Genomic DNA, 12861 nt, shown 5'->3' with positions numbered 1-12861 from the left:
GTGGCTACGCCCGAATAGTGCGTGGTTACGCCGAGAAGTACTGAGAAGCACCGCGAAGCAGTACCACGTACACAGAACCGCCGAAATACCGCGGCCCGCCGGGCCGGACGACGAGAGGGGGAAGCGACTCCATGCCGACCTGCCCGAACGGACACCAGTCGGGTTCCGACGACTGGTGCGAGATCTGCGGCCATCGCATGGGCGCCGTGCCGCCGCCTCCCCCGCCTCCGCCCGCGTACGGCTACCCGGGCCCCGGGGATCCGAACGCCACCTCCCAGGCCGAGCTCTGCCCGCAGTGCCGCACCCCGCGCGAGGCCGGGGCGCCCTTCTGCGAGGAGTGCCGCTGGAACTTCCTCACCAACACGGCGACCTCGTACACGCCGCTGGCGCCGCAGCAGCCGATGCCGAACCAGGGCCCCGGCCCGGCGAACGGCCCCGGCCTTGGGCCCGGCCCTGCTCCCGGCCCCGGGCTGAACCTGCCGCCCGCCTTCCAGCAGGGCCCGCCGCCGCCCCCGCCGGCGCGCGACCCGTACGAGTACCAGAGCTCGCGGCCCTCTCAGGTGAACCGGCCCGCCGAGCCGCTGGCCGGCGACCCCTCGCAGCGCTCCGCGCAGCAGCTGCCCCCGAACGCGTTCCAGCAGCAGCCGCCCCCGCCCCCCGGGCCCTTCAACGGCGGCCAGGGCGGGCCGCCCCCGCCGCCCGCCTTCCAGCAGCAGGCGCCGCCGGCTCCGCCGCAGGTCCAGCAGCCGGGGGCCGACGACGACTGGATGCTGCCGCCGCCGTCCCAGCCCGTCCAGGGGACGCGCCAGCAGCCCGACCGCGGCGACGACTGGCCGCAGCCCACCGGCCCTGACCGGGGTGACGACTGGCCGCAGCCGACTCCCGAGCGGGGCGGCGACGACTGGCCGCAGGCCACCCCGGAGCAGGGCGACGACTGGCCGCAGGCCGTGCCGCCGCCCGCGCCGGCCGCCTGGGCCATCACGATCGGCCCGGACCGGGACTACTTCGTGGCGATGATGCAGCGCAGCGGCCCGGAAGCGGCCGGTCTGAACCTGCCGGCGTACTCGCCCGAGCAGCAGCGCCCGCTGTCCGGCAACCAGATCACCATCGGCCGCCGCCGCCACTCCACCGGCGAGGCGCCCGACATCGACCTGTCGGTGCCGCCGGAGGACCCGGGCGTCTCGCACCAGCACGCGGTGCTCGTGCAGCAGCCGGACGGTACGTGGGCGGTCGTCGACCAGAACTCGACGAACGGCACCACGGTCAACGGCTCCAGCGAGCCGATCCAGCCCTACGTTCCGGTGCCGCTGCAGGACGGCGACCGGGTGCACGTGGGCGCCTGGACGACGATCACCGTGCGCCGGGGCTGAGAGCCTGACCGGTCAACCCCGCAGGGGCCAGGTGTAGGGCCCCTGCGGATCGTCCAGCCACGCCCACTGGGCGCCGTCGTCCACGGTCACCCCGAACCGCTCACGGCGGGGCCGCTGCTCGCGCCGCCACAGCTGGTGCGCCTCGTACGGGTCGAGGCTGCCCGCCGTCAGTTCGAGCAGGAAGCGGAACAGCTCGTTCGCCACGCTCTCGCGGGGCAGGCCGCCCGCGTAGGGGACGGTCCGGTTCTGTGAGGCCGCGCCGCGCAGCGGCACGAAATAGGCCGGGGTGTGCAGGAAGCGCCCCTCGGCGTGGCCCGGGCCCGTCACCCGCAGCCGGATCAGGCCGGTCGCCAGCGGGGCCAGGATCAGCGCGCCCGTACGGCACTGGGCGGGCCAGTCGTGGGGTACCGAGCCCACCGTGCAGGTCGCCACGATCTTGTCGAACGGGGCCCGCGAGGGAGCGCCGCGCGCCCCGTCCCCGGTGATCACGGCGGGGTGGTACCCGGCCGCGGCCAGGTGCGTCCGCGCGGACTCGGTGATCTCGGGGTCGAGGTCGACGGTGGTCACGTTCTCCTCGCCGAGCCGGTGGCACAGCAGCGCCGCGTTGTACCCGGTCCCGGCGCCGACCTCCAGGACCCGGTCCCCGTCCCCGATCTCCAGCGCCTCCAGCATGCGGGCCATCAGCGAGGGCTGGCTGGAGGACGAGACGAGCTCGCCGTCGCGCATCCGGGTGGCCAGCGGGGCGTCCGCATAGGCCCCGGTCAGCCAGCGTTCGCGCTGCTCGGGGTCCGGGTCCTCGCCCCACAGCCGGACGTGGCCGCCGGGCGCGCCCTCGTAGTAGTACGGCACGAAGAGGTGGCGCGGCACGTCCTCGAAGGCGGCCCGCCAGGCCGGGTCGGCGAGCGCCCCGCCGGCCGCGATCCCGCGCACCAGGGCCCGCCTCAGTGCCAGGTCCGCGCTCATACGTCCACTGTGCTGCGCCGGGGGCCGGGAGGCGAGCGGTCCTAGGCCCCCGGTCCTCGGCCACGAGGTCTGAGACCATGGAAGCGTGCTGCATTTCCCGGGGAACGGCCCCTGGACTCCGGGCCGCGTTCCGGGGCAGGCCAACACGACATTGCGAGGGTGTTCTACGTGACCGAGATTCCGCGCGGCACGCTGCCGGAGCAGACCTTCTACGAGCAGGTCGGCGGCGAGCGGACCTTCCGGCGCCTCGTGCACCTCTTCTACCAGGGCGTCGGCGAGGACCCGCTGCTTCGTCCGATGTACCCGGAGGAGGACCTGGGCCCGGCCGAGGAGCGCCTCGCCCTGTTCCTGATGCAGTACTGGGGCGGCCCGCGCACCTACAGCGACGGCCGGGGGCACCCGCGGCTGCGGATGCGGCACGCGCCGTTCACGGTCGACCGGGCCGCGCACGACGCCTGGCTGCGCCACATGCGCACGGCCGTCGACGGCCTGGAACTGTCCCCCGAGCACGAGCAGACGCTCTGGAACTATCTGACGTACGCGGCCGCTTCGATGGTCAACTCCGAGGGCTGAGCCGCCCCGCACCACCCCAGCTGCCCGAAAACACCCTCGAAAACTGCCCCTCCGACCGGAATTCGGTCGTCCGTGGTCGCATTCCGATCACGATCGGGCAAGTTCATATGGCAAGCGGTTTCCACGGCCCCACGCCCTCTGAAAGCATCTGGGCACATTTCGGGGGGATGGCCTAAAAGCCGCCGAGGGGGCCGTGTGCCGGGGTTCGTCTTTCTGCGGGTGCGTGCGCACCGGCTGCTGCTGATCGCGGCGCTGCTCGCAGTGCTGCTCACCACATCGGTACTCGCCGCCCTGGCGACGTTCTCCGGGTCCATCGGGGACGCGGCGCTGCGCCACACGCTGGCCACCCGCTCCGCCGCGCCCGCGGCCCTCGCCGTGAAGTCCGAGGTCAAGCCGGACCAGCGCAGGGCCGCGGGCGACGCGGTGCGCACCGGAGCCCGCGCCGTCTTCGATCAACTCCCGGTCACGACAAGGGAGTTGGCCGAATCCGGTCCGTACGCCCTGCCGCGCTCCCTGCAACCGCCGGACGCCCGCGGCGGCGACCCCGACCTCACGCTGTTCGCCGCGATCGACCGCTCGCGCGTCCGCCTCACCGCGGGCAGCTGGCCCGCCGCCAACAGCTCGCCCGCGATCCAGGTCGCGCTGCCCGAGTCCGCGGCCGGGCGGCTCGATCTGCACCCGGGTGCCACGCTCGCCCTCACCGATCGGCTCGACGGCCCGCCCGTCACCGCCCGGATCACCGGTATCTACAAGGCGGTTGACGTCTCGGACGCGTACTGGCGCCTCGACGACCTCGGCGGCCGCGGCATGCGCAAGCTCGACTTCACCACGTACGGGCCGCTGCTCGCCGACGACTCGGTACTCGCGGGCGGCCGGGTCAGTACGGGCCAGAGCGCGTGGCTGGCCTCCGCCGACTTCTCCGGGATCGGCGTCGACCGCATGGACCGGCTCCGCTCGGCCGCCACCGACGGGCCCAAGTCCCTGCTGAAACAACCCGTGTTCGGGGGCAACGCGACCGCGGTGACCTCGCTGCCGGAGATCCTCGACCGGGCCGAGCGCTCCCTGCTCGTGTCCCGCTCGACGCTGCTCATCGTGGCGCTCCAGCTGGTGCTCCTCGCCGGGTACGCGCTGCTCCTGGTGGCCCGGCTGCTGAGCAGCGAGCGGTCCGGCGAGACCGAACTGCTGCGGGCCCGGGGCGGATCGCGGGGCCAGATCACCTGGCTCGCGGCCGCCGAGGCGCTGCTGCTCGCGGTGCCGGCCGCGCTGGTCGCCCCGCTCCTCGCGGGCCCGCTGACCCGGCTGCTCGCCGGGCAGGGCGCGCTCGCGCGGGCCGGACTGCGTCTGGACACCTCGGCCACCGCCACGGTGTGGCTGGTCGCGGTCCTCGTCGCGCTGGGCTGCGCGGCGGCCGTGGTGGCGCCCGCGCTGTCGGCGGGCCGCCTCGGCCGGGGCGGCCGGGACGGCGCGCTGCCCGCGCCGGTCCGGGCGGGCGCCGACATCGGGCTCCTGGTGATCGCCGGGGTCGCCTACTGGCAGCTGGACCGGCAGACCTCCGGATCCGGCGCGATCAACACCGTCGCCTCGGGCGGGCTCGGCGTCGACCCGCTGCTCGTGGCGGCGCCCGCGCTGGCCCTGCTCGCCGGGACCGTCCTGGTCCTGCGGCTGCTGCCGCCCGCGGCCAGGCTCGCCGAACGCCGGGCGGCCGGCGGGCGCGGGCTGCCGACGGCGCTGGCCGGCTGGCAGTTCAGCCGCCGCCCACTGCGCGGCGCGGGCCCGGTCCTTCTGCTCATCCTCGCGATCGCGATGGGGCTGCTCACCCTCGGCCAGGCGTCCACCTGGAACCGTTCGCAGAGCGACCAGGCCGACTTCCGCGCGGGCACCGACATCCGAGTGCTCGGCTCCACCATCAGCCCCTTCGGCCAGGCCGGCTCGTACGACGCGGTCCCCGGGGTCAGCGCGGTCGCCCCGGCCGCGCGCGGCTCGATGCCACTGAGCGGCGGGCGCTCGGGCACGGTGCTCGCCCTCGACACCCACCACGCGGACGGCTTCCTGTTGCGCGAGGACCTCGCGGGACGCTCCGCCAAGGACCTGCTCGCCGCGCTCACGCCGAAGCAGGACGCCCCGGCCGGTGTCGCACTCCCCCAGGACACCGAGCGGATCGGCCTCGACCTGCGGCTGACCGGCGGGGCCCCGGGCGGGCCGCCCGGCACGGTGACGGCGACGCTGGAGGACCGCTTCGGGATGCAGTTCCCCTTCACCGTCGGCAAGCTGGCCTCGGACGGCCTGCCCCACACCCTCGGCCTCGATCTGTCCGCCGCCGCGGGCCGCCCGACGGGACGCCCCGCCGGACCCCTGCTCCTGACCGGCCTCTCCGTCGTGCGCGAGCTGCCCGACGGCGCGGCCGAGCCGCAGGCGATCGCCCTGGACGGGCTGCGCGCCACCGGCCCCGGTGGGAAGGAGACCGCCGTCGCCGTGCCGCCGACCGGCCGGTGGAAGGCGGACACCGAGAGCGCCAAGGACACGAACTGGGAGACGGGCTCCGCGTCCGTGACCCGCACCGTGCGGCTCACCGCGCCGCGCCCCGCGCCGCCCGCACCGGCCGCCGTCGCCGACGACAGGTTCCTTCAGTCCAGTGGCAGCAAGGTCGGGCAGACCATCGACGTGCCGCTGGCGGGCCAGAGTCTGCGGGTGAAGCTCGTCGCCCGCCTGAAGCAGTTGCCGACCACCGGCAGCGGCGCGGTCGGCCCGGCCGCGGTGCCCGCGGGCACCGCGGCCTCCGACGGCGGGGGCCTGCTCCTCGACCTGCGGGCCGTCAACCGGGTCCTCCAGGACAAGGGCGACGCCTTGCTCCCCACCGAGTGGTGGCTGACCACCGCGCCGGACCGCTCGGCCGCGGCCGCGGCGACCCTGAAGGCCCGCCCCGACGCCGACCCCGCGCAGATCGTGTCCCGCGCGGAGATCGCCAAGGAGCTGGGCGACGATCCGCTGGGCGCGGGCCCGCAGTCGGCGCTCGTGGCCGTGTCGATCGTGGCGGCGGCCCTCGCCGCGGTCGGCTTCTCGGTGAGCGCCGCCGGGTCGCTGCGCGAGCGCGGCCAGGAGTTCGGCGTGCTGCGCGCGCTCGGCACCCCGCGCCGCCAGCTCGCCCGGCTGATCGCCGCCGAACAGGGAGTGCTGATCGCGATTGCCCTGCTGGCAGGGCTCGGCCTCGGCGAAGTACTGACCAGGGCGGTGGTGCCGCTGATCGTGCTGACCGACCAGGCGACCCAGCCGGTGCCCACGGTCCTGGTCGAGCTGCCGGCCGGCCGGGTGGCGCTGCTGCTCGCCGGGGTCGCCGCGGTGCCGCTGCTCATCGTCGCGGCGATCGCGCTGCGCCGTACCGATCCGGCCGTCACGCTGCGGCACCAAGGGGGCAACTGACATGTCCGGCAAGGCAGTTGCGCCCTGGGTGCGCACCCGGCTGCGGACCGCGCCGGGCGCCGCGGCCGCGCTCGCCCTCCTGGTCCTGGTGACCGCGTGGCTCGCCGCGGCCTACCCGCGCGGGATCGACACGTACGAGGACGACGGGCTGCGCCGCACCGTCGCCACGGCCGCGCCGGGCCGCACCGCCCTCCAGTTCGTCGCGGGGGCGCCGGGCCTGGCCCTGCCCGACGACCAGCGGGCCGCGATGGTCTCCCCCCAGGAGACGAAGCGGCGCTTCGAGTCGGTCGTGAAGAACGTGCCGGCCCCGCTCACGGCCGACCTCTCCCAGTCGGCGTACGGGCTGCGGACCACCCAGCAGTTGGAGTCCGACGAGCCGTACCTGCCGAAGCCGGACCGGGTGCCGCCGCGGTTCACCGTCGCCACCCAGTCCGACCTGGCCGCCCACGCGCGCGTGGTGTCGGGCCGGCTGCCCGGCGGGTCGGCCGACCAGAAGTCGGCGGAGGCCGAGGCCGCCGTCACCACGGCCACCGCCAGGACCTTGAACATCAAGGCGGGCTCGGTGCTGCACGTGGACACGCTCGGCGGCCCGCGCCTTGCGTTCAAGGTGACCGGCATCGTGGAGCCGCTGCTCCCGGAGGCGGGCTACTGGTCCGTCCTGCCGGTGCTGCGCACCCCGCAACTGCTGCCCGCCAGCAAAAAGCCGGATCCGCCGATGTACTGGCACGGCGGCCTGCTGCTCGCCCCCGGCGCCGCACCGGCCCTGCTCACGACCAACGGCAAACCCGAGGCCTACGCCCAACTCGCCCCGGACAGCCAGCATTTGAATGCCCGTCAGTTCGATGATCTGAAGACGGCGGTCGCGGGCCTGCAGAACGGACCCGCGCTCTCGCGGATCCGTACCTCCTTCTCCATGTCGACCAGCGTCTACACCGAACTCGACCGCGTGCTCCTCTCGTACGCGACCGTGCGCGACTCGATCACGCCGGTGGTCGCGGTCGCGGGCTTCGGCACCGCGACCGTGGCGGCCGTGGTGCTCCTGATGACGGGCGGTCTCGCCGCCGCGCGCCGCACCGCCGAGCTCGCCCTGCTGCGGGCCCGCGGCGGCTCGCTGCGCCAGATCGCCGGCCGGCTGCTCGCCGAGAGCGCGGTCGTGGTGGTCCCGGCCGCGGCCGTCGGCCTGGTCCTCGCGGTGCTCGCCGTGCCGCACGGCCGCCTCGGCCCCGCGCTCGCCGCGGCCGGCGGGGTCGCGGCGCTTGGCTGCCTGGCCCTGCCGGTGCGCGCCGCGCTGGTCCACCGCGCGGTCCGCTCGGCCGCCGAACGCGCCGATCTCGTACGCGAGAAGCCCTCCGCGCGGCGCACGGTGGCCGAGCTGACGCTGCTCGTGCTCGCGGCCGGCGCGGTGTTCGCGCTGCGCCGCCGCGGCACCGCCGGGGGCTCCGCCGACTCGCTGGTCAGCGCTGCGCCGGTGCTCATCGGGGTGATCGCGGCGCTGGTCCTGATCCGGCTCTACCCGCTGCCGCTGCGCTGGGCGGCCCGCCCGGCGGCCCGGCTGCGCAGCACGGTCGGCTTCCTGTCGCTCGCCCGCGCCGGACGCGCCTCGGGCGGCGGCGTGCTTCCGCTGCTCGCCCTGCTCACGGCGCTGACGACGGCCGCGTTCGGCGGCTCGGTGCTCGCGGGCGCGGCCGACGCCCGCGACCGGGCCGCGCTGTACGCGACCGGCACCGACGCCCGCATCGACAGCGATCTGCCGCTGCCCAGGGACCTGCCGGGGCGCGTCGCCCGGGTCCCGGGCGTCCAGGGCGTCTCCCCCGTCCACATCGAGTACTCCGTCCTGCTCCCGGACGACGACAAGACCGCGGTCGCGGGCGTGGACCCCACGACGTACGCGAAGCTCACGGCGGGCACCGCCCTCAGCGTCCCGGCGGACCGGATCAAGGCTCCGACCGGCGCCCAGGGCAAGGCGGTTCTGCCCGCCGTGGCCTCGCCCTCGGTCGCCCAGCGCCTGGGCAAGGAGCCGGTGAAGCTGCGCGTCGCGGGCTACGACGTGACGGTCAAGGTGGTCGCCGCGCGGGACGGCTCGGCGGCCGTACCGCAGAGCGACTTCATCCTGGTGGACACCGCGGGCCTCGGCGCGAAGGACCCGACCGCGCTCCTCGTGGGCGGCGCCTCCATCGACGCGAAGGCGCTGCGCAAGGCCGCCGTGAGCAGCCATGTGAACGTCCGGCTGCGGTCCGAGGCGCGGCAGGAGTACGCCGACTCGCCGCTCCAGACCGGCGCCGGGCGCATCTACGCGGCGGCCGTCGCGGCGGGCGCGGGCCTGGCCGTGCTCGCGCTGCTCCTCTCGCTCCTGCGCGGCGCCCCCGAACGCTCCGCGCTGCTCGCCCGCCTTCGCACCATGGGCCTCACCCGCCGCCAGGGCCGCACGCTCCTGGTCCTGGAGGCGCTGCCGCCGGCGTTCCTCGCGGCGGTGGGCGGCGCGCTCACCGGCTGGGCCTCGATCGCGCTGCTCGCGCCCGGCATCGACCTGGCGGGCCTGGCGCTCGCCACAAGCAGCACTCTGGCGCCGGTCGGCTCCGAGCTGCGCGCGGACCCGCTGTCGCTGCTGCTGCCCGCCGTGTGCGTGGTGCTGCTCGCGGCGGGCGTGGCGACCGCGCAGGCCTGGTGGAGCGGCCGCCGTGGAGCCATCACCGAACTCAGGGCAGGAGACGCTCGATGACCACATCGCTCGAAGACCTGGAGCGCCGGGCCACGGCCCACCGCGACCGGCCCGCCTACGGCCACGACGCGCTGATCGCCTGCGACCGTCTGGTACGGGTCTTCACGACCGACGGCGTGGAGGTGCAGGCCCTCCAGGGCCTCGATCTCCTGGTCACCGAAGGCGAGTTGATGGCCCTGGTCGGTGCGTCGGGCAGCGGCAAGTCGACCCTGATGAACATCCTGGCGGGCCTGGACGTGCCGACGGCGGGGGCCGCCAGGGTGGCCGGCCGCGACCTGCTGACGATGGACTCCGGGGCGCGGCTCGGCTACCGCCGCGACGTGGTGGGCTTCGTGTGGCAGCAGACCGCCCGCAACCTGCTGCCGTACCTGACGGCCATTCAGAACGTGGCGCTGCCGATGCAGCTGGGGGGCGGCCGCTCCAAGCGCGGCAAGGCCGAGCGGGCCGACTCGCTCCTGACGATGCTGGACGTCGCGCACTGCCGCGACCGGCGCCCCCACCAGATGTCGGGCGGCGAACAGCAGCGCGTTGCGATCGCGGTGGCCCTGGCCAACAGCCCGTCCGTGCTGCTCGCCGACGAGCCGACGGGCGAGCTGGACTCGGCGACGGGCGAGCAGATCTTCGCGGCGTTCCGCACGGCCAACGAGGAGCTGGGCACGACGATCGTGATCGTCACCCACGACCAGGCCGTGGCGAGCGAGGTCCGCCGCACCGTGGCCATCCGCGACGGCCGCACCTCGACGGAGGTCCTGCGCCGCACCCAGGTGGACGAGGCGACGGGCGAGGAGTCCCTGGTCGCCCGCGAGTACGCGATGCTCGACCGGGCCGGGCGCCTCCAGCTCCCCGCGGAGTACACGCGCGCCCTGAGCATGGAGCACCGGGTGGCCCTGGAGCTGGAGAGCGACCACATCCAGATCTGGCCGGACGAGCAGTAACCGCCTTACGGGGCAAGGCGGTTGGGGTGTCCGGCACAGTCGGGCGGGTCAGGCGGGCGTGACGGTCAGCCCGCCGAGGCCGGCCCTGCGCAGCGCGACGGACCCGTACGGCGTGCGAAGGCGCAGCCACGGGCCCGAGGCGAACAGCGCCACCGGTTCGGGCGCGGAGGGTGCGCCCGCCGAGGCGAGCGCGCGGACGGGCCGCAGGAAGCCGAGCGACTGGGCCGCGTGCACGGCCCGCAGCGGCAGTTCGGTGGAGCCGAGCGTGCGCGACCAGATCTCGCGCCCGATCAGCTCGCGCTCGGCCCGGGTGCGCCGCTCTTCGGGCAACGCCTCGTCCCGGGCACGGAATTCGGCGACGGCGGCCGCGACGGCGCCCCGCATCTGCTCGGGTCCGGGCAGCCCCGGCACCGGCTGCCAGCCGCCGCGCGGCGGGAGCACCCCGGCCCACGGCGGCCCGGTGACGGCCTCGGGGACGGTCGTGGTCGCGCTCGACTCGTCGAGGGATTCGAGGAGTTCACCGGCGGAGACGGTCACGTCCAGGGCGACCAAGTCGTCCTGGAGCCGGGCCGTGCGGATCGCGAGCACCTCGAAGGAGGGCGGCCGGCCGAACACGGCGAGGGCGCCGCCGCCCGCCTGGAGGCGGACCGCGGCGGCCCGGTCGTAGTGGATCAGCCGGCCGAGGAAGGCGGCGAGATCCGCCGCCTCCCTGGCATCGTCGAACCGCAGCACGGCGTTCATGCCGCGGCCCGCTCCTGCCCGTCGTCGCGCGAGCCGTCGTCCAGGTACTCCAGCAGGAAGGCCTTCTCCTCGGCGGTGATCCGCCGCGGCCGGCCCGCCGCCAGGTCGTAGGGCACGACGACGGTGGCCGCGGCGACGTACACCAGGCCGCCCTCGCCGGGCTCCTTGATCTCGTAGGAGATGGTCAGTGACGCCGCGCCGATCTTCGTCACCCACGACTCGATGATCACCGGCTCGTGCCGGTGGACCAGGGGCCGCTTGTAGTCGATCTCGTGCCGGGCCACGACGGACCCGCCCTGGAACGACGGCGACCCGTCGCCCGGCTGCAGCCGGAACATGAAGTCGATGCGGGCTTCCTCCAGGTACCGGACGAAGACCGCGTTGTTGACGTGCCCGAAGGCATCCATGTCCGACCAGCGCAGCGGGCAGCGGTAGATGTGACGGGTCACTGACACTCAGCCCCGGGTGAGCTTCTTGTAGGTGGCACGGTGCGGGCGGGCCGCGTCCGCACCGAGGCGCTCGACCTTGTTCTTCTCGTACGACTCGAAGTTGCCCTCGAACCAGTACCACTTGGACTCGCCCTCGTAAGCGAGGATGTGGGTGGCCACTCGGTCCAGGAACCAGCGGTCGTGGGAGATCACGACGGCGGCACCGGGGAACTCCAGGAGCGCGTTCTCAAGCGAGGACAGCGTCTCGACGTCGAGGTCGTTGGTGGGCTCGTCGAGGAGCAGCAGGTTGCCGCCCTCCTTGAGCGTGAGCGCCAGGTTGAGGCGGTTGCGCTCACCACCGGACAGGACACCGGCCGGCTTCTGCTGGTCCGGGCCCTTGAAGCCGAAGGCGCTGACGTACGCGCGGGACGGCATCTCGACCTGGCCGACGTTGATGTAGTCGAGCTCGTCGGAGACAACGGCCCAAAGGGTCTTCTTCGGGTCGATGTTGGCGCGGCTCTGGTCGACGTAACTGATCTTGACGGTCTCGCCGACCTTGATGGAGCCGTTGTCCGGCGTCTCCAGGCCCTGGATCATCTTGAACAGCGTGGTCTTGCCCGCACCGTTCGGACCGATGACGCCCACGATGCCGTTGCGCGGCAGCGTGAAGCTCAGGTCGTCGATGAGGACCTTGTCGCCGAAGGCCTTGGAGAGGTTGTTGACCTCGACGACGATGGAGCCGAGGCGCGGGCCCGGCGGGATCTGGATCTCCTCGAAGTCCAGCTTCCGCATCTTGTCGGCTTCGGCGGCCATCTCCTCGTAGCGGGCGAGACGGGCCTTGGACTTGGTCTGACGCCCCTTGGCGTTCGACCGCACCCACTCCAGCTCTTCCTTGAGGCGCTTCTGACGCTTCTCGTCCTTGCGGCCCTCGACCTTGAGGCGGGACGCCTTCTTCTCCAGGTACGTGGAGTAGTTGCCCTCGTACGGGATGGCGCGGCCGCGGTCGAGCTCCAGGATCCACTCGGCGACGTTGTTCAGGAAGTACCGGTCGTGGGTGACGGCCACCACGGCGCCCGCGTACTTCGAGAGGTGCTGCTCCAGCCAGTTCACCGACTCGGCGTCGAGGTGGTTGGTGGGCTCGTCGAGGAGGAGCAGGTCGGGGGCCTCGATGAGCAGCTTGCAGAGCGCCACGCGGCGCTTCTCGCCACCGGAGAGGTTGACCACGGGCCAGTCGCCGGGCGGGCAGCCCAGGGCGTCCATGGCCTGCTCCAGCTGGGCGTCGAGGTCCCACGCGTTGGCGTGGTCCAGGTCCTCCTGGAGCTTGCCCATCTCGTCGAGCAGCGCGTCCGAGTAGTCCGTCGCCATGAGCTCGGCGACCTCGTTGAAGCGCTTGAGCTTGCCCATGATCTCGGCGGCGCCGTCCTGGACGTTCTCCAGAACGGTCTTGGACTCGTCGAGGTGGGGCTCCTGCATGAGGATGCCGACGCTGAAGCCGGGCGTCAGGAACGCGTCGCCGTTGGAGGGCTGCTCAAGGCCCGCCATGATCTTCAGCACCGTGGACTTACCGGCACCGTTGGGCCCCACCACACCGATCTTCGCGCCGGGCAGGAAGCTCAGCGTCACGTCGTCAAGGATCACCTTGTCGCCGTGCGCCTTGCGCGTCTTGCGCATCGTGTAGATGTACTCAGCCAAGAGAAACCGTCCGGCAATCGATG

At 74.0% G+C, this 12861-nt stretch carries 9 protein-coding genes; 5 read left to right on the top strand and 4 right to left on the bottom strand.

What is annotated here, in order from left to right; translation table 11 throughout:
- The first annotated feature begins 131 nt into the window (after window positions 1–131).
- Window positions 132–1370 carry an FHA domain-containing protein gene (locus ADK54_RS21850; RefSeq protein ID WP_053727359.1) on the top strand — a complete coding sequence of 413 codons (1239 nt, stop codon included), beginning with the start codon at window positions 132–134 and terminating at the stop codon, window positions 1368–1370.
- Between the two features lie 12 nt (window positions 1371–1382).
- Here the strand turns inward: ADK54_RS21850 and ADK54_RS21845 are convergent, their stop codons facing one another.
- Window positions 1383–2333, bottom strand: coding sequence for a methyltransferase domain-containing protein (locus tag ADK54_RS21845; RefSeq protein WP_053727358.1), 951 nt, complete (start codon window positions 2331–2333; stop codon window positions 1383–1385).
- Window positions 2334–2501: 168 nt separating this feature from the next.
- Between ADK54_RS21845 and ADK54_RS21840 the strand changes: the two genes are divergently transcribed.
- The 4 genes from ADK54_RS21840 (at window position 2502) to ADK54_RS21825 (ending at window position 9977) form a co-directional block, all read left to right on the top strand.
- Window positions 2502–2906 (top strand): globin, encoded by a 405-nt coding sequence (locus ADK54_RS21840; RefSeq protein WP_053727428.1) that lies wholly within the window; start codon window positions 2502–2504, stop codon window positions 2904–2906.
- 195 nt (window positions 2907–3101) lie between these two features.
- The gene (locus ADK54_RS21835; protein WP_053727357.1) at window positions 3102–6323 is read left to right on the top strand and encodes an ABC transporter permease; all 3222 of its coding nucleotides are present in this window, start codon (window positions 3102–3104) and stop codon (window positions 6321–6323) included.
- Between the two features lies 1 nt (window position 6324).
- On the top strand, window positions 6325–9042 hold the full coding sequence (locus ADK54_RS21830; protein ID WP_053727356.1) for an FtsX-like permease family protein: 2718 nt from the start codon (window positions 6325–6327) through the stop codon (window positions 9040–9042).
- Complete coding sequence (locus tag ADK54_RS21825; RefSeq protein ID WP_053727355.1) at window positions 9039–9977, top strand: ABC transporter ATP-binding protein; 939 nt, start codon at window positions 9039–9041, stop codon at window positions 9975–9977. Before ADK54_RS21830 ends, ADK54_RS21825 begins: the two co-directional genes overlap by 4 nt.
- Window positions 9978–10025: 48 nt before the next feature.
- Here ADK54_RS21825 and ADK54_RS21820 read toward each other — a convergent pair whose 3' ends face one another.
- The 3 genes from ADK54_RS21820 to ettA are packed head-to-tail and all read right to left on the bottom strand — an operon-like array spanning window position 10026 to window position 12838.
- Window positions 10026–10718 (bottom strand): hypothetical protein, encoded by a 693-nt coding sequence (locus tag ADK54_RS21820; protein WP_053727354.1) that lies wholly within the window; start codon window positions 10716–10718, stop codon window positions 10026–10028.
- Window positions 10715–11167, bottom strand: a complete 453-nt coding sequence (locus ADK54_RS21815) for an acyl-CoA thioesterase (RefSeq protein WP_053727427.1) — start codon at window positions 11165–11167, stop codon at window positions 10715–10717. Before ADK54_RS21815 ends, ADK54_RS21820 begins: the two co-directional genes overlap by 4 nt.
- Window positions 11168–11173: 6 nt before the next feature.
- Window positions 11174–12838 (bottom strand): energy-dependent translational throttle protein EttA, encoded by a 1665-nt coding sequence (gene ettA / locus ADK54_RS21810; protein ID WP_078966528.1) that lies wholly within the window; start codon window positions 12836–12838, stop codon window positions 11174–11176.
- Window positions 12839–12861: the final 23 nt, after the last annotated feature.

Origin of the sequence: Streptomyces sp. WM6378 (assembly GCF_001279695.1) — a bacterium.
Taxonomy (GTDB): Bacteria; Actinomycetota; Actinomycetes; order Streptomycetales; family Streptomycetaceae; genus Streptomyces.
Note: the sequence above shows the minus strand (reverse complement) of the source record. Positions and strands in the feature narration are given on the sequence as shown.